We start from the raw sequence: 17,290 nt of genomic DNA on the forward strand, positions 1-17,290 counted from the left end.
CGCGGGTTGGCTGGCGTTCCTACGCGCGCTGACCGCCCGTGGCCTGACCGGCGTCAAGCTCGTCATCTCCGGGCCCGGGACGGCCGGCCCGCCGGGCCGGGTTCACGCCAGAGCGGCGGTGGCCTCGGTGAAGAACTGCTTGGCGGCGGCCTCCGGGGTCTGCTTGCCGTACGACACCGTCTCGGCGATGTCGCGCAGCGTGTTGCGCAGGCCGCTGTGGCCCTTCGGCGGCGGCGCGGGGGCCGGGCCGAACTTCGGCGTGATCTCGTTCTCGAAGGCGACCGTGTCCTTCATCTTCTGGTCGGTCAGCGAGTCGGAGACCGCCTTGCGGACGTCGAGGTTGTTCGGCAGGCCCCGGTCCACACCCAGGATCTTGCCGGCCTCCACGTCGTTGACCAGGAAGTTGATGATGTCGGCCACCACGTCCGGCGACTTCGTGGTGCGCGAGGCGGCCCAGTAGGTCGACGCGCGCGCCCACTGGCCCTTCGGGTCACCCGGGTACGCCGTCATGGCCAGGTCGTTCTTGGTGGCCTTCTGCATCTCGGACAGCTGGTTGGACCACATGAACGACACGGCGGCCTTCTTGGTCACCACCAGCTGGGTGGCGACGCTGCCGGTGACGGCCTCGTGGCAGATGTCCGCGGGCGGGGTCGCGCCCTTGGCCCGGGCGTCCACCCACAGCTTGAACCAGTTGACCAGGTCAGCCTCGGTGAAGGCGAGCTTGGGGCCGTCGTAGAACTCCTTGCCCTGGGCGCGCAGCCACAGCCACAGCGCCTTGTAGTCCGAGCTCGGGTCCATCAGGCCCCAGTACTTGCCGCCGGCCTTGGTGGTGACGCCGGCGCCCCAGGTGATGATCTGCTCGTAGGTCCAGCCGATCTGCGGCGCCTCGACGCCCAGCTCGGCCAGCTTGGTCTTGTCGTAGATGATCGCCGGGGTGTTCTCGCCGGTGGCGATCGCGACCTGCTTGCCGCCGAGCTGGCCGTACTTGGTCAGGCTCTCGGGGTGCTTGGACACGTCGATCTTGTTGCTCGACGTGTACTTGGACAGGTCCAGGGTGACGTTGCGGCCGGCGTACTCGGCCAGGCCGTTGTCGTCGATCTGGAAGATGTCCGGCGCGTTGCCGCCCGCCGAGATGGTGGCCAGCTTGTCGTAGTACCCGGTGAAGGCCTGCCAGGTCGGCGTGATGGTGACCCGGGGGTTCTTGCTCATGTAGAGCTTCAGCGCCTCCTCGGTCAGCTTCGCGCGGGCCTCGCCGCCCCACCAGAAGAAGGAGACGGTGACCGGGGCGTTCGGGTCGACCGCGGGCTCCTCCTCGCCGCAGGCGGCCAACAGGCCGCCGACGGGGACGGCGATGGCCGTTCCGGCGAGCATGCGCAGCAGGTGGCGGCGGTTGTATCCACCGGCCGGCAGGCTACCGTTGTGCTGCGTCGGCTCGCCGGCCGACGCGGGTGTCGCTGGGTGCATAGCTTTCACTCCCTGCTCTCGGAAGCGACACCGTCAAGGGGCGGTTGCTGCCGCCTGCCCGGGCCCGCAGTGCGATGCGGGCCCGGGCCTGACGAGTCGCGGATGACCAACTCGGTCTGGAGCGTTACCAGTGCGGTGGTGCGGCGGTCGTCGCCATGCTGGAGCAGCATGTCGACGGCCGCCCGTCCGGCGGCCGCCGTAGGGGTGGCCACCGTCGTCAACATGGGGCGGGTGCGCCGGCTCAGGGCCGTGTCGTCGATGCCGACGACGCTGATCTGGTCCGGGACCTTGACCCCGCGGTGGTCGAGCGCGTCGATGAGGCCGACGGCCATGAGGTCGTTGTAGGCGAGCACGGCGCTGACGCCGGCCCGCAGCACGGCGTCGGCCTGCGCCGACCCGCTCTCCTCGGTGGGCGGGTTGGGGCCGATGACCACCAGCTCGGCCCCGGCGGTGCGGGCGGCCAGGGTCGCCGCCCGGCGGATCTCGCGGTTGGTCCACGACCCGCGCGGGCCGCCCAGCAGTGCGATCGAGCGGTGCCCGAGGCCGACCAGGTGCTCGACGGCCAGCCGGGCGCCCTGCGCGACGTCCATGACGACCGCGGGCAGGCCCGGCACCGGCCGGTTGACCACGACCAGCGGGACCTCGCGGGACAGCTGCTCGATCTGCGTGTTGCTCATGCGCGGGCTGCACAGCAGGACCCCGTCGACCTGCTTGGCGAGCGCGAGCACCAGCTCCTCCTCGACACCGGCGTCCTCATTGGTGTCGGCGACGAACAGGTGGTAGTCGCGGCCGCGGGCGTGGCTCTCCGCCGCCTTGATCAGCGGCGGGAAGAACGGGTTGGCGATGTCCGCCACGATGAGCCCGATGTTGTGGGTGCGCCCGGTGATGAGCGCCCGGGCGGCCCGGTTGGGGCGGTAGCCCAGCTCCTCGGCCGCGGCCAGCACATGTGCCCGGGTCTCGGTGTTCACCAGGTGCGGTGCGCTGAACGCACGCGACACGGTGGAGACGTGCACGCCACTTGCTCGGGCGACGTCGCGGATGGTGGCCGGCACCTGCGCTCCTTTGTGGACACGGGGCCCTGTGGTGGCTATCACGGTGGTGACCCATTAATGCAAACGGTTGCGCCGCTGTCAACGGCGGAAGATGACGATCCGGTTTCGGGAGTGGACCTTGCAGGTCGCAACATAGGCAAAAATCGGGACAATGAGGGCCGATTCTGAGTGGGCCATTGACGCGATCGGAGGGTGGTGGTTAGTTCTGCTGCAAACGTTTGTAGTCGCATGAGGCCCAGGAGGCCGGATGACCACGCGGTACGCGATCGTGGGGACTGGGGCTCGAGCGCAGATGTTCGCGCAGGCCCTGACCCGTTATGGCGAGCTCGTCGCGCTCGCCGACGTCAACCCCGCCCGGATCGCCGCGCAGCAGCGCCGGCTGCAGGCGGCGGGCGGTGCGCCCGCTGCCGCCTACGACGCCGCCGACGTGCCCGAGATGCTGGCCAAGGAGCGGATCGACACGCTCGTGGTGTGCAGCGTCGACGCCACCCACGACGAGTACATCGTGGCCGCGCTCGACGCCGGATGCGCCGTGGTCACCGAGAAGCCGATGACCGTGGACGTGCCGAAGTGCCGGCGCATCCTGGAGGCGGTGCGGCGCACCGGCGGCGACGTCAAGGTGGCCTTCAACTACCGCTTCCACCCGGTGCACGAGCAGGTCCGCACGCTGCTGGCCGAGGGCGCCATCGGCGAGATCGGCTCGGTGCACTTCGAGTGGCTGCTCGACGTGCGGCACGGCGCGGACTACTTCCGCCGCTGGCACCGCGACCGCGCCAACTCGGGCGGCCTGCTGGTGCACAAGGCGACGCACCACTTCGACCTGGTCAACTGGTGGCTGGGCAGCACCCCCGTGCGGGTCACCGCGGAGGGCAGCCAGTTCTTCTACGGCGCGGACGGCGCCCGCCACGGCTACGCCCGCGACTACGCCCGCGCCCACGGCGCCCCCGCCGCGCAGGGCGACCCGTTCGCGCTGCACCTGGCGGACAACCCGAACCTGGCCGAGCTGTACCTCGACGCCGAGGCGCACGACGGCTACCACCGCGACGTCAACGTGTTCGCCCCCGGCACCGACATCGAGGACGACATGGCGGTGCTGGTCCGCTACGCCTCCGGCGCGACCATGTCGTACCACCTCACCGCGTACGCGCCCTGGGAGGGCTACCGGATCGCCTTCAACGGCAGCCGGGGCCGGCTCGAACTGGACATCGTCGAGTCCGACCACGTCGCGCCCGGAGTGGCCGGCGCGGTCAAGGGGCACTCGGCGGCGCTGCACGGCGTCGAGGCAGCCGCCGAGTCCGGCGGGGTCTCGCTGCGCCTGCGCCGGTTCTGGGAGCCGCCGACGGAGGTGCCCGTGGCGGCGTACGACCGCCAGGGGCACGGCGGCGCGGACGCCCGGATGACCGGTGTCCTCTTCAACGGTGACGACGACCCGCTGCACCGCTCGGCGAAGGCGCTCGACGGCGCGCGCTCGCTGCTGACCGGTCTGGCCGCCAACGCCTCGATCGCCTCCGGGCGCAGCGTGGACGTGGCCGCACTGCTCGATCTTTCGGAATGGGAGTGACCGTGGACGACCTGCTGTTCCCGGCGGAGGCGCGCACGCGGGCGATCGCCCGCGAGCTCTACACGCATGCGCGGAACCTGCCGCTGATCAGCCCGCACGGTCACGTGGACCCGGGCCTGCTCGCCGAGGACGCGCCGTTCCCCGACCCGGCGCGGCTGATCGTGGTGCCGGACCACTACGTCACCCGGATGCTGCTCAGCCAGGGCATCCCGCCGAGCGAGCTGGGCGTGCCGCGGGTCGACGGGGGCCCGTCGGAGACCGACCCGCGCGCGATCTGGCGCCGGCTTGCCGACAACTGGCACCTGTTCCGGGGCACGCCGTCGCGGCTGTGGCTGGAGCAGACCTTCCGCACCGTCTTCGACATCGAGCGGCCGTTCAACGCGGCCAACGCCGACCGGGTCTACGACGAGCTGGCCGCGAAGCTGACCGAGCCGCAGTACCGGCCGCGGGCGCTGTTCCAGCGCTTCAACCTGGAGGTGCTGGCCACCACCGAGTCGCCGCTGGACGACCTGTCCCGCCACGCCAAGCTGGCCGCGGACGGCTGGGGCGGCCCCGGCGGGCGCGTGATCACCACGTTCCGCCCGGACGACCTGGTGGACATGGACTGGCCCGGCTGGGCCGACCGGGTCGTCCGGCTCGGTGACCTGACCGGCCTGGACACCGCGACCTTCGACGGCTTCCTCGCGGCGCTGCGGCAGCGGCGGCTGGACTTCATCGCGGCGGGCGCCACCTGCTCGGACCACGGTCACCCGACGGCGGCGACCGGCGGGATCACCCGCGCCGAGGCCGCGGCGATCTTCGACCGCGCGCTGCGGGCGGGTGCCGCCGGTGCCGCCGTCGCCACGGCGGCGGAGGCGGAGGCGTTCCGGGCGCACATGCTCATGGAGTTCGCCCGCATGTCGCTGGACGACGGCCTGGTCATGCAGCTGCACCCGGGTTCGTCGCGCAACCACAACGCCACCCTGTTCCGCACGCACGGGCGCGACGTCGGCGGGGACATCCCGGTCGCCACCGAGTACACCAACGCGCTGCGGCCGCTGCTGGAGGAGTTCGGGCACGACCCGCGCTTCCGGGTGGTCGTCTACACCCTCGACGAGTACACCTTCACCCGCGAGCTGGCCCCGCTGGCCGGCGGCTACCCGGCCATGTTCATCGGTGCGCCGTGGTGGTTCCTCGACGCGCCGGAGGCGCTGCGCCGCTGGCGGGAGGCGGTCACCGAGACCGCGGGCTTCTACAACACCGCCGGGTTCGTCGACGACACCCGCGCGTACTGCTCCATCCCGGTGCGCCACGACGTGGCCCGGCGGGTCGACGCCGGCTTCCTGGCGCGCCTGGTCGCCGAGCACCGCCTCGGCCTCGACGAGGCCGCGGAGACCATCGCCGACCTGGCATACCACCTGCCCAAGAAGATCTTCCGAGTAGGACAGTCATGAAAATCATCGACGCCAAGGTGCACGACGTACGCTTCCCGACCGCGGCCGCCGGCGACGGCTCCGACGCGATCAACCGGGGCGACTACTCCGCGGCATACGTGGAGCTGCACACCGACGCCGGCCTGTTCGGCGCGGGCTTCACGTTCACCAACGGGCGCGGCAACGAGATCGCCTGCGCGGCGATCCAGGCGCTGTCGCACCACGTGGTCGGCAGGACGCTGGAGGAGCTGTTCGCCGATCCGGTGACGTTCTGGCGCTCGCTGTCGGCCGACGTGCAGCTGCGCTGGCTGGGCCCGGAGAAGGGCGTCATCCACATGGCGACCGGCGCGCTGGTCAACGCGGTGTGGGACCTGCGGGCCAAGGCCGAGGGCAAGCCGATGTGGCGCCTGCTGGCCGAGATGCCGGCCGAGGAGCTGGTGAACAACGTCGACTTCCACCACATCTCCGACGCGATCACCCGCGAGGAGGCGCTGGCGCTGCTGGCCGACGACGGCGGCTACGCCGAGCGCCTGGCGGTGCTGGAGCGCGACGGGTTCCCGTCGTACACCACCTCGGTGGGCTGGCTGGGCTACCCCGACGAGCAGGTGCGCGAGCTGACCCGCGCGGCGTACGCGCAGGGCTGGCGGGCGATGAAGATGAAGGTCGGCGGGCCGATCGAGGACGACATCCGGCGCGCGCGGCTGATCCGTGAGGAGATCGGCCCGGACGCGCTGCTGATGATGGACGCCAACCAGGTCTGGGACGTGGACGAGGCCATCGCCAACATGAAGGTGCTGGCCGAGGTGAACCCGTACTGGATCGAGGAGCCGACGCACGCCGACGACGTGCTCGGCCACGCGGCGGTCGCCCGCGCGGTGAACCCGATCCGGGTCGCCACCGGCGAGGTCGCCGCCAACCGGGTCATCTTCAAGCAGCTCATGCAGGCCGACGCGATCCAGGTGTGCCAGATCGACGCCTGCCGGGTCGGCGGCGTCAACGAGGTGCTGTCGATCCTGCTCATGGCCGCGAAGTTCGGCGTGCCGGTGTGCCCGCACGCGGGCGGCGTCGGGCTGTGCGAGTACGTGCAGCACCTGTCGGTCTTCGACTACCTGCGGCTGGGCCGCTCGCTCGACGGGCGCATGGTCGAGTACGTCGCGCACCTGCACGAGCACTTCGAGGACCCCATCACCGTGGTCGACGGCCGCTACCGGCTCCCGGCGCAGCCGGGTTACTCGGTGACCTTCAAGCCCGAGTCGATCGCGCAGTACTCGTTCCCGGACGGCCCCGTATGGCGCTGACCGCTGCCGCGACCCGGCTCGGCCGGGCGACGCTGTCCCGGCTGCCCGCCGACAGCCGCCCGGCCGTGCTGCCCGGCGACGTCCGGGCCGGCGTGCTGCACCTGGGGGTGGGCGCGTTCCACCGTGCCCACCAGGCCGTCTATGTCGAGGCGGCGATGGCCGCCGCGGGCGGGGACTGGGGCATCGTCGCGGTCGCGCCGCGCTCGCGCGACGTGCTGGAGGCGCTGCGCGCGCAGGACCACCTCTACAGCGTGGTCACGCTCGACGGCGCCGACTCGCGGACGAAGGTGGTCGGCGCGCTGACCGGCTCGGTGCACGCCGCCAGCGATCCCGACTCGGTCGTCGCGTACCTGGCCGACCCGGCGATCCGGCTGGTGACGCTGACCGTGACGGAGAAGGCGTACGCGCCCGACTCGGCGGTGACGCGGCTGCTGGTGGCCGGGCTGGCCGCCCGCCGCCGGGCCGACGCCGGGCCGATCACGCTGCTCAGCTGCGACAACCTGCCGTCCAACGGGGTGGTGCTGGGCCGGCTGCTGGCCGGGGTGATCCCCGACGAGCTGCGCGACTGGTACGCCGCCTCGGTGCGCTGCCCGTCCAGCATGGTCGACCGGATCGTGCCCGCCACCACCCCGGCCACGCTGGCGGTGGCCCAGCGCGACCTCGGCGTGGCCGACCTCGCCGCGGTCGTCGGCGAGCCGTTCAGCCAGTGGGTGATCGAGGACGACTTCGCCGGCGCCCGGCCGGACTGGGCGGCGGCGGGCGCGGTGCTCACCACGGACGTCACGCCCTGGGAGCACCTGAAGCTGCGCGCGCTCAACGGCGTGCACAGCACGATCGCCTACCTGGGCGCGCTGGCCGGCTGCGAGTCCATCGCCGAGGCGCTGGCCCTGCCCGGGATGGCCGACCTGCTGCGCCGCTACGTCGCCACCGAGGTCGCGGCGTCGATGACCCCGCCGGACGGGGTCACCGTGGCCGGGTACGGCGACGCGGCCCTCGCCCGGTTCGCCAACGCGGCCCTGGGCCACCGCTGCCTGCAGGTGGCGATGGACGGCACGCAGAAGCTGCCGCAGCGGGCGCTGTCCGTGCTCAACACGGTGGCCGAGCCGGCCCTGGCCACGCTGATCCTGGCGGCCTGGGCCCGGTTCGCCGAGGGCCGGTCCGACGCGGGGGTGGAGCTGCCGCTCGACGACCCGCGCGCCGCCGAGGTGCGCGCCGACCTGAGCACCGAGGCGCTGTTCGGCGAGGCGGGCGTGCTGCCGGTGCCGGATCCGGCGCGGCGGCGGATGATCGACGCGTGGCGCGCCGAGCTCGCCGCCCACGGCGCCGCGGAACTGGTCCGCAGGGCCGTGCCGTGACGCGTGGCCAGGCGGGGCACGGCGGGGAGGAGGAGGTTCGATGACGGCGACGTCGGTCGCGCTGATCGGCGCGAACGGGCACGGGATGTACCACCGGCGGCAGCTCGCGGAGCTGGCGGAGACCGGGGCGGTGCGGCTGGTCGCGCTCGCGGACACGCGCGAGGTGGTGGAGCCGCCGGACGGTGTGCCCCTCTACACCGACCACGTGGCGCTGCTGGCGGAGACGAAGCCCGACGTGGTCGTCGTGTGCACGCCGCCGCACACGCACCTGGCGCTGACCCGCGACGCGCTGCGTGCCGGCGCCGACGTGCTGCTGGAGAAGCCGCCCGTGCTCGACAGGGCAGAGCACGAGGCGCTCGTCGCGGCGGAGGCTGAGACCGGCCGGGTGGTCCAGGTGGGCTTCCAGGCGCTGGCCTCGCCGGCGCTGGTGCGCCTGCGCGCGGCCGTCGCGGCGGGCCGGCTCGGCGCGGTCCGGCAGATCTCCGTGCTCGGCTGCTGGAAGCGCGACGACGCGTACTGGGCCCGCTCGCCGTGGTCCGGCCGGCGGACCGTGGACGGCCGCCCGTCGCTGGACGGGGCGCTGGCCAACCCGTTCGCGCACGCGGTGATGCAGGCGCTGTCCGTGCTGGACGCGCCGGTCGAGCGGGTCGAGGTGGACTGGCTGCGGGTGCGCCCGATCGAGGTGGAGGACACCGCGACGCTGCGCATCACGCTGGCGGGCGGGGTGACCGTGCTGGTCGCGGTGACGCTGGCGGGGGAGGACTTCGTCGACGGCGACCTCACCGTGTACGGCGAGCGCGGCGACGCCGAGCTGGGCTTCCGCGAGGACCTGCTGCGGCTGCCCGGCGAGCCGGCGGCGGTGGCGGTGGCGGGCCGCCCCACGCTGCTGGAGAACCTGCTGGCGCACCGGGCGGCCGGGGAGCCGCTGCTCGCGCCGCTGTCGCGCACCGCGTCGTTCACCGCGGTGATCGAGCAGCTGCGTGCGGCGCAGCCGCCGTACCAGGTCGCGCCGGAGGCGCTGGACGTGGCCGACGGGCACCGGACACTGCGCGGCGTGAACACCGTCCTGGCCCGCTGCGCCGCCCGGGGGGCCCTTATGAATGAGCTTTCCAAGCCGTGGTCTGCAACGGTTCCGGGGGGGACTGCAAACGGCTGACACAGCATCGGCAATGCTGACTTGAATAGTCGCAGGATCCAGCCTTACGGGGGGCTGGACCAGCGAATACTGTTCCAGAATCACTGCAACAAACCTGCTATTCCGATCCATTGACTTCATTGTTCGCGCTTTCTTACGTTGTCTGGTGACGTAACACATCGGACACATCTTGGAGAGCGCGATGCGAATAGACAGCGTGGTCGGCCGCCGGGTGCGGCGTGCCGCCGCCGGGGGTGCCCTCGGCGCGTTGCTGCTGATGACGGGTGCCACGCCCGCGGCGGCGACCGGTGACCCGAGCGGCCCCGGCTGGTGGGCCCGCCAGCTCGCCCGCCAGCCGCTGGCCGCGAACGACGGCTGGGCCGCCTCGGGTGCCGGCACCACGGGCGGCTCGGCCGCCGACGACGCGCACGTGTTCACGGTGCGCGACCGCAACGCCTTCGCCGCGGCGGTGGCCGGCACCGACCCGAAGATCGTCTTCGTGGAGGGCGTGGTCGACGGCATGACCTCCGCCGAGGGCGCGCCGATCACCTGTGCCGACCTGGCCGACCCCGGCTACACGCTGGAGAGCTACCTGGCCGCGTACGACCCGGCCGTGTGGGGCCGGGCGGCCGACCCGAGCGGCCCGATCGAGCAGGCCCGGGTGCGCTCGGTGGCCAACCAGCGGGCCCGCACCGAGATCAAGGTCGGCGCCAACACCACCATCATCGGGCTCGGCGGCGCCACCCTGCGCCACGTCACCCTGATGATCGACGGTGCGCCGAACGTGATCGTGCGCAACCTGAGCTTCGAGGACGCCGCGGACTGCTTCCCGCGCTGGCGGCCCACCGACGGCGCCGAGGGCAACTGGAACTCCGAGTACGACCTGGTCTCGGTGCGCCGCTCGACCAACGTCTGGGTTGACCACAACACCTTCAGCGACGGCGACAACCCCGACAGCAACCAGCCGGTGTACTTCGGCCGCCCGTGGCAGGTGCACGACGGCGCGCTCGACATCACGCACACCTCGGACCTGGTCACCGTGTCGGCGAACGTGTTCACCCACCACGACAAGACCATGCTGATCGGCTCGTCGGACACCGTCGGCCCGGACGTCGGCAAGCTGCGGGTCACCCTGCGCCACAACGTCTTCGACGGGGTCGGCCAGCGCGCGCCGCGGGTCCGGTTCGGCCAGGTCGACGTGTACAACAACCAGTTCCGCGTCGCCGAGCCCTACGACTACAGCGTCGGCCTGGGCATCCAGTCGGCGGTGTACCTGGAGAACAACTTCTTCGTGCTGCAGGACGGCATCCCCGCCGACCGCGTGCTGAAGGACTGGAAGGGCACCGCCGTCACCGAGCTCGGCTCCTGGGGCAAGGACGGCGACCAGCGGCCGGGGCCGCTGAGCCTGCTGGCCGCGTACAACGCGGTCCACGACCCGGACTTCGCGCCCGACGCGGGCTGGACCCCCACCCTGCGCCAGCACAAGCCGCTGCCCGCCTTCGCGGTGCCGCTGGTCACCCTGCTCTCCGGCGCGGGGAGGCTCGGCCTCGGCTGACCCCCGCACCGTGCGACTCCCGCACCCGGTGGCGCCCTCCGGCGCGCCCGCTCCGGACCACCGGGTGCGGTCCCTCCCAAGGAGGTTCCGCACATGTCCCTTTCCATGCGCGCGGCTCCACGGCGCAGAAGTGTCCTCGCGGCTCTCGGCGCGGGCGTGACGGCCCTCGTCGTCGCCCTCGGCGCGACGCAGTTCGGCGGGACCGCGTACGCGGCGACGCTGTTCTCCGACGACTTCGAGGACGGCAACTCGACCGGCTGGTCGAAGTCCGGCGGAAGCTGGTCGGTGGTGGCCGACGGTAGCCAGGCCTACCGCCAGACCAGCACCGGCGCCGACGCCAAGGCGCAGGCCGGCTCGGCCTGGACCGGCCAGTCCGTCTCGGTGCGGGTCAAGCCGATCGCCTTCGGCAACGCGTCCCGCTCGGTCGGCGTCGCCGCCCGGCTGCAGAGCCTGTCCAACTACTACTCGCTGGTGCTCACCGGCGGCGGCGCGGTGCAGCTGCGCCGCGTCTCCGGCGGCGGCGTCACCACGCTGGCCACCGCGGCCGTCCCGGTGTCGCCCGGCACCTGGTACACCCTGCGGCTGGACGCTTTCGGGTCCGCGCTGACCGGCTTCGTCAACGGCAGCCAGCTCGTCGCCGCCACCGACGCAGCCTTCTCCTCGGGGAAGATCGGCCTGATGTCGTCGTACGCCAGCGCGTCGTTCGATGACGTGACGGTCAACGACACGGCCGGGCCGGGCGGGCCCAGCAGCCCGCCGCCGTCCTCCGCGCCGCCCTCGCCCTCGGCGAGCAGCTCCCCCCCGCCGCCCGGCACCTGCAACACCGGCGGCGCGCCGACCGGCTTCGCCGCGGTCAACGCGTGGGGTCGCAACGGCACCACCGGCGGCGCCGGCGGCGCGACCATCGAGGTGGACACCGCCGCCGAGCTGATCTCGGCGATCGGCCAGTCCGGCCCGCTGAACATCTGCGTCAAGGGCATGATCACGCTGCCGGCCGGCATGTACAACGTGAGCTCGCACAAGTCGATCATCGGGGTGGGGTCCACCGCCGGGATCAGCGGCGGGGGCTTCAACATCGGCCTGCCGATCGACGACGCGATCACGTCCCCGCCCGCGAACGCGGTGCAGAACGTGATCATTCGCAACCTGTCGTTCCGCAACGCCAGCGACGACTCGATCAACGTGCAGATGTTCTCGCACCACATCTGGCTGGACCACAACGACCTGGCCCAGGGCTACGACGGCCTGATCGACGTCAAGCGCGGCTCGTCGTACGTGACCATCTCGTGGAACCACACCCACCACCACAGCAAGAACATGCTGCTGGGCCGCGACGACGCCGACGACGAGCAGGACACCGGCCGGCTCAAGGTCAGCTACCACCACAACTGGTTCGACGAGACCCCGCAGCGCAACCCGCGGGTGCGCTACGGCGAGCCGGTGCACATCTACAACAACTACTACTTCCACAACACCGACGCGGGCGTGGCCTGCCAGACCAATGCCGGCTGCATGGTCGAGGGCAACTACTTCGAAAGCGTCGAGGAGCCCATCACCAACAGCTACGCCGGCCCGTCCGGCCGCTGCGTCGCGCGCAACAACGTGTTCACCGGCACCGAGCCGGGCGCTCCCGACTGCTCGGGCTCCGTGGAGGAGCCGAGCAACTACTACAGCTACGTGCTCGACAACCCGAACGACGTCAAGGCCATCGTCACGGCCGGCGCCGGCGTCGGAAAGATCTAGGAGAGTCCATGCGCAACGCACACCCCACCGACCGCGGCCGCGCCCGGCGCGCCGGCCTCGTCACGGCGGCGGCGACCACGCTGCTGGCCGTGGTGATGACGGTCCTGATGAACCTGACCGGCGGCGTGGCCATGGCCGCGACGCTGTTCTCCGACAACTTCAACAGCGGCTCGGCGACGGGCTGGTCCAAGTCCGGCGGCGACTGGTCGGTCGTGACCGACGGCACCGGCGTCTTCCAGCAGAGCAAGACCGACAGCGAGCTGGCCCGGCAGTTCGCGGGCAGCAGCTCGTGGACCAACTACACGGTCACCGCGCGGGTGAAGCCGACGGCCTTCAACGGCTCCGGCCGCTACGCCGCGCTCGGCGCCCGGTCCACCGGCTCGTCGACCCGCTACCAGCTGGCGCTGCTCAACACCGGGCGGGCCGAGCTGCACGTGGTCAACGGCAGCAGCGTCACCGTGCTCGGCGGCGTGAACCTGACCGTGACCACCGGCACCTGGTACACCGTGCAGCTGTCGGTCAGCGGATCCACGCTGACCGGCTGGGTCAACGGCACGCAGGTCGCCTCGGGCAGCAACAGCACGTTCAGCCAGGGCCGGATCGTGCTGGTGACCTCGTACGCCAGCGCGCGGTTCGACGACGTCGTGGTCTCCGACGGAGCCGCGCCGTCGCCGAGCGCCCCGGCCAGCCCGAGTGCCTCGCCCAGCGCTCCGGCCAGCCCGAGTGCCTCACCGAGCGCCCCGGCCAGCCCGAGTGCGTCGCCCAGTGCTCCGGCCAGCCCGAGCGCGAGCCCGAGCCAGCCGCCGAGCAGCGCGCTGTACGTGGCGCCGGGCGGCACCGACGGCGCGGCCGGGACGCAGTCCAACCCGACCACGCTCACCTCGGCGATCACCCGGATCACCGCGGGCGGCACGATCTACATGCGCGGCGGCACCTACAACTACGGGCAGACCGTCACCATCGCGCCCGGCAACAACGGCACCTCCAGCGCCCGCAAGAAGCTCACCGCGTACCCCGGTGAGACGCCCGTGCTGAACTTCTCGGCCCAGGCCGAGGACCCGGCCAACCGCGGGCTCGCCGTCAACGGCAACTACTGGCACGTCTACGGCCTGGTCGTGGAGCGCGCCGGGGACAACGGCATCTTCGTCGGCGGCAGCAACAACATCTTCGAGCGCACCATCACCCGCTACAACCGGGACACCGGCCTGCAGCTGTCGCGGATCGTGTCCGACACGCCCCGCGACCAGTGGCCCGCCAACAACCTCATCCTCAGCGCGGAGTCGCACGACAACGCCGACTCCGACGGCGAGGACGCGGACGGCTTCGCCGCGAAGCTGACCGTCGGCTCCGGCAACGTGTTCCGCTACTGCGTGTCCCACAACAACATCGACGACGGCTGGGACCTCTACACCAAGACCGACACCGGTGCCATCGGCGCGGTGACGATCGAGGACTCGCTGGCGTACGAAAACGGCACGCTGAGCAACGGCGGCCAGGCCGGCGCGGGTGACCGCAACGGCTACAAGCTGGGCGGCGAGGACATCGGCGTGAACCACATCGTGCGCCGCAGCATCGCCTTCGACAACGGCAAGCACGGCTTCACCTACAACCGCAACCCCGGCTCGATGACGGTGTCGAACAACCTCAGCATCGACAACACCGAGCGCAACTTCACCTTCGAGGCCGGCTCGTCGGTCTTCCGCAACAACACGTCCTGCCGCAGCTCCAGCGGCACCAACGACAAGATCGTCGGTAACACGGACAGCTCGAACCAGTGGTGGATGGGGTCCAACGGATCCCGCTGCTCCTCGTTCACGGGCTCGCTGGGGTGGTCGTTCAACTCCAGCGGAACTCTCGTCGTCACCCTCGGCGGCCGCGTCGTAGTCCTCTAGCAGCAAGGAAGGGCACCTTCTTAACGCTTTGTGTATAGGAAGGTGCCCTTCTTAACGCTCCCGCACCAACCTTCCCGCACCGTCCCTTCCGGCACCGTCCCTACGGAGGAGAGATGTCGACACCGCACCGCCGGCGACTCGCGATCCTTGCCGGCACCACCGCCACCGCCCTCGCTCTGGCGGTCGGCCTCACCACGGCCGCGTCCGCGGCCACCCTGTTCAGCGACGACTTCGAGGACGGCAACTCCTCGGGCTGGAGCACCTCGGGCGGCAGCTGGTCGGTGGTCACCGACGGCTCGCGCGCCTACCGCCAGTCCAGCACCAGCGCCGACGCGAAGTCCCTGTCCGGCACGGCGACCTGGACCGACTACACGGTCTCGGCCCGGGTCAAGCCGATCGCGTTCGGCAGCTCCGCGCGCAGCACCGGCGTGGCCGCCCGCGCGCAGAGCACCTCCAGCTTCTACTCGTTCGTGCTGGTCGGCGCCGGTCGCGCCGAGCTGCGCCGGACCAGCGGCGGCGGGATCACCGTGCTCGGCCAGGCGGCCGTCGCGGTGGCGCCGGGCACCTGGTACACCCTCGCGCTGTCGGTCTCCGGCGGCACGCTGCGCGGCGCGGTCAACGGCGCGCAGCTGGTCACCGCCACCGACACCGCCTTCGGCAGCGGCCGGATCGGGCTGGTCGGGCAGTACGCCAGCGCGTCGTTCGACGACGTGCAGGTGTTCACCGGCCCCGGCCCCGACCCGTCCGCCCCCGCCTCGCCGTCGAACCCGCCGTCGCCGAGCCCGAGCACCAGCCCGCCGCCTCCGCCCCCGCCGGGGCAGGCCGACGGGTACGCCTCCGTCGACGCGCAGGGGCAGCACGGCACGTACGGCGGCGCGGGCGGCCAGACCGTCACCGTCACCACCGAGGCGCAACTGGCCGACTACGCCGCACGCGCGGAGCCGTACATCATCCTGGTCTCCGGCCGGATCACGGTCAGCGACATGGTCCTCGTGGTGGCGAACAAGAGCATCATCGGCGTCGGCAGTACCGCGGAGATCGTGGACGGCGGCCTGCAGCTGGGCTCGACCACGCGGCCCGGCAACAACGTCATCATCCGCAACATCACGTTCCGCAACCCGTCCGACGACTCGGTGAGCGTGCACAACGGCTCGCACCACGTCTGGATCGACCACAACGAGTTCTGGCCGGGCTTCGACGGCTCGGTCGACGTCAAGCGCCAGTCGAACTACGTGACCGTGTCCTGGAACGTGTTCCACGGCACCGACAAGTCGATGCTGCTCGGGCACTCCGACTCGTTCCCGGCGGACATCGGCTACCTGAAGGTGACCTACCACCACAACCTGTTCGACGGGTCGAACCAGCGGCATCCGCGGGTGCGCTTCGGCGAGCCGGTGCACGTGTACAACAACCACTACCGCAACATCGGGCTCTACGGCGTCGCGTCCACCGAGAACGCGGGCGTGGTCGTGGAGGGCAACTACTTCGAGAACACGGCGTTCCCGTGCTACTCGACGAACGGCTACGCCGACAGCGCCCCGGGCCGCCTGGTCCAGCGCGCCAACGCGTTCGTCAACTCCGGGCCGTGCGAGGCCAACGGGTCGGTGCTGGAGCCGGGGAACTTCTACGGATACACCCTCGACAGCGCCGCGACCGTGCCGGCGAAGGTCGCCGCCTCCGCCGGCGTCGGCCGCATCTAGGAAAGGAAGGGCACCTTTTTAACGCCATGCGTAGAGGAAGGTGCCCTTCTTAACGTCTTCCCCGCACGCTGCCGGACCGCGTGGTGACGCCTGCCGGAGTGGGCGAGCCCTCGGGTCCGCAGGTCGCGGCGCGGCGATGTGGCCATGCGCCTCGGTCGGGCAGACCGCCGACGCCGATTCAGTCCGTGATCCGGACGGCGAACGAGCCGCCGTCCGGGATCTCGCCAAGCTGGGCCGCGAGAGACGCCGTGAACGAGACGACCTGCGCGATCGGGGCCGGGGCCCGGCTCGTGGCGGCCAGGTCCCGGCGGGCCTCGGCGGTGCACAGGAACGGGTACACCGTGAGCCCCTGGTCCAGTCGCAGCGCCGCGACCTCGTCCTGCCAGCCCGGCCAGCGCAGGCCGTCGTAGAACTGCTCCGTCGCGCCCGCCGCCAGCCAGGACAGGAAGACGCCGTACGGCATCTCCAGCGGCTCCCAGGCCAGGGTGTCCGGCGCGAAGTAGCACACCTCGCCCGGCGCGCCGGGCCGGCCGGGCGGCGGCACCGGGCCGTTGACCTCGTACCGCCCGCCGATGACGTCGTGGCCCACCGCGAACGACGCCGGGGCGTACCGGGGCGAGCCGTCGAACCCGTTCACCTCGGCGAGGCTCGGCAGGCCGGACGCGGCGTCCCCGCCGCCGTAGAGCCGCAGCCAGCCGTGGTCGACGACCAGTCCGCCGGCGTGCAGCGCCATCGCGCCCAGGCGGGAGCGGCTGGTCACCTGCATCCGGTACAGGCAGCGCCGGCCGGACGGCTCGTCCACCGGCAGCACGCGTACCGGCGCCGGGCTGTCGCTCAGCTCGGCGAGCAGCTCCGGCCAGGCGTCCTCGGCCGTGTTGACGAGATCCTCGACTGGTCGCATGGGCGGCATGTTCCCACAGGTGCGCGCTTTGTGACGTCCCGTCGCCGGGCGCCGGCCCGCCTGTCCGCCGACGCGACACGCTCGGCGGACAGGCGTTAAGAAGGGCACCTTCCTCTACGCATAGCGTTAACGATCTTGTGCGCAATAGCTGACGGTGGCGGTTGCTGGTCCGATCGCAGATCCTTTTTGGATGCCGCGTCGATGGGCTCGTCGTGTCTTCAG

At 71.7% G+C, this 17,290-nt stretch carries 12 protein-coding genes; 9 read left to right on the forward strand and 3 right to left on the reverse strand.

Annotated features, from left to right (window positions below; translation table 11 throughout):
* Window positions 1–102: 102 nt before the first annotated feature.
* Both AB0J67_RS32345 and AB0J67_RS32350 read right to left on the reverse strand, forming a co-directional pair.
* The gene (locus AB0J67_RS32345; protein ID WP_363488004.1) at window positions 103–1,464 is read right to left on the reverse strand and encodes an ABC transporter substrate-binding protein; all 1,362 of its coding nucleotides are present in this window, start codon (window positions 1,462–1,464) and stop codon (window positions 103–105) included.
* A 5-nt stretch (window positions 1,465–1,469) separates the two neighbouring features.
* Window positions 1,470–2,516 (reverse strand): LacI family DNA-binding transcriptional regulator, encoded by a 1,047-nt coding sequence (locus AB0J67_RS32350; protein WP_363488006.1) that lies wholly within the window; start codon window positions 2,514–2,516, stop codon window positions 1,470–1,472.
* Between the two features lie 247 nt (window positions 2,517–2,763).
* Between AB0J67_RS32350 and AB0J67_RS32355 the strand changes: the two genes are divergently transcribed.
* The 9 genes from AB0J67_RS32355 (at window position 2,764) to AB0J67_RS32395 (ending at window position 16,167) form a co-directional block, all read left to right on the forward strand.
* Window positions 2,764–4,077, forward strand: coding sequence for a Gfo/Idh/MocA family oxidoreductase (locus tag AB0J67_RS32355; RefSeq protein ID WP_363488008.1), 1,314 nt, complete (start codon window positions 2,764–2,766; stop codon window positions 4,075–4,077).
* 2 nt (window positions 4,078–4,079) lie between these two features.
* Window positions 4,080–5,510, forward strand: coding sequence for a glucuronate isomerase (gene uxaC / locus AB0J67_RS32360; protein ID WP_363488010.1), 1,431 nt, complete (start codon window positions 4,080–4,082; stop codon window positions 5,508–5,510).
* Entirely contained in the window at window positions 5,507–6,787 is a 1,281-nt protein-coding gene (locus tag AB0J67_RS32365) for an enolase C-terminal domain-like protein (RefSeq protein WP_363488012.1), read from the forward strand. The genes uxaC and AB0J67_RS32365 overlap by 4 nt, the downstream gene beginning before the upstream one ends.
* On the forward strand, window positions 6,778–8,142 hold the full coding sequence (locus AB0J67_RS32370; RefSeq protein ID WP_363488014.1) for a mannitol dehydrogenase family protein: 1,365 nt from the start codon (window positions 6,778–6,780) through the stop codon (window positions 8,140–8,142). The genes AB0J67_RS32365 and AB0J67_RS32370 overlap by 10 nt, the downstream gene beginning before the upstream one ends.
* A 40-nt stretch (window positions 8,143–8,182) precedes the next feature.
* Window positions 8,183–9,298, forward strand: coding sequence for a Gfo/Idh/MocA family oxidoreductase (locus AB0J67_RS32375; protein WP_363488016.1), 1,116 nt, complete (start codon window positions 8,183–8,185; stop codon window positions 9,296–9,298).
* 181 nt (window positions 9,299–9,479) lie between these two features.
* Window positions 9,480–10,832 (forward strand): pectate lyase, encoded by a 1,353-nt coding sequence (locus AB0J67_RS32380; protein WP_363488018.1) that lies wholly within the window; start codon window positions 9,480–9,482, stop codon window positions 10,830–10,832.
* A 93-nt stretch (window positions 10,833–10,925) separates the two neighbouring features.
* Entirely contained in the window at window positions 10,926–12,575 is a 1,650-nt protein-coding gene (locus AB0J67_RS32385) for a pectate lyase (RefSeq protein ID WP_363488020.1), read from the forward strand.
* An 8-nt stretch (window positions 12,576–12,583) separates the two neighbouring features.
* Window positions 12,584–14,467 (forward strand): family 16 glycoside hydrolase, encoded by a 1,884-nt coding sequence (locus AB0J67_RS32390; RefSeq protein ID WP_363488023.1) that lies wholly within the window; start codon window positions 12,584–12,586, stop codon window positions 14,465–14,467.
* Window positions 14,468–14,580: 113 nt separating this feature from the next.
* Window positions 14,581–16,167, forward strand: coding sequence for a LamG-like jellyroll fold domain-containing protein (locus tag AB0J67_RS32395; protein WP_363488025.1), 1,587 nt, complete (start codon window positions 14,581–14,583; stop codon window positions 16,165–16,167).
* A gap of 178 nt (window positions 16,168–16,345) precedes the next feature.
* Here the strand turns inward: AB0J67_RS32395 and AB0J67_RS32400 are convergent, their stop codons facing one another.
* Complete coding sequence (locus tag AB0J67_RS32400; protein ID WP_363488027.1) at window positions 16,346–17,068, reverse strand: DUF2625 family protein; 723 nt, start codon at window positions 17,066–17,068, stop codon at window positions 16,346–16,348.
* Window positions 17,069–17,290 lie beyond the last annotated feature (222 nt).

The sequence above is a fragment of the Catellatospora sp. NPDC049609 genome (assembly GCF_040675365.1).
GTDB lineage: Bacteria > Actinomycetota > Actinomycetes > Mycobacteriales > Micromonosporaceae > Catellatospora.

Coding starts and splice junctions, on each gene's coding strand:
- AB0J67_RS32345 (WP_363488004.1), bottom strand. CDS start 1,464: ATGCACCCAGCGACACCCGCGTCGGCCGGCGAGCCGACGCAGCACAAC.
- AB0J67_RS32390 (WP_363488023.1), top strand. CDS start 12,584: ATGCGCAACGCACACCCCACCGACCGCGGCCGCGCCCGGCGCGCCGGC.
- AB0J67_RS32375 (WP_363488016.1), top strand. CDS start 8,183: ATGACGGCGACGTCGGTCGCGCTGATCGGCGCGAACGGGCACGGGATG.
- AB0J67_RS32370 (WP_363488014.1), top strand. CDS start 6,778: ATGGCGCTGACCGCTGCCGCGACCCGGCTCGGCCGGGCGACGCTGTCC.
- AB0J67_RS32380 (WP_363488018.1), top strand. CDS start 9,480: ATGCGAATAGACAGCGTGGTCGGCCGCCGGGTGCGGCGTGCCGCCGCC.
- AB0J67_RS32355 (WP_363488008.1), top strand. CDS start 2,764: ATGACCACGCGGTACGCGATCGTGGGGACTGGGGCTCGAGCGCAGATG.
- AB0J67_RS32385 (WP_363488020.1), top strand. CDS start 10,926: ATGTCCCTTTCCATGCGCGCGGCTCCACGGCGCAGAAGTGTCCTCGCG.
- AB0J67_RS32395 (WP_363488025.1), top strand. CDS start 14,581: ATGTCGACACCGCACCGCCGGCGACTCGCGATCCTTGCCGGCACCACC.
- AB0J67_RS32365 (WP_363488012.1), top strand. CDS start 5,507: ATGAAAATCATCGACGCCAAGGTGCACGACGTACGCTTCCCGACCGCG.
- AB0J67_RS32400 (WP_363488027.1), bottom strand. CDS start 17,068: ATGCGACCAGTCGAGGATCTCGTCAACACGGCCGAGGACGCCTGGCCG.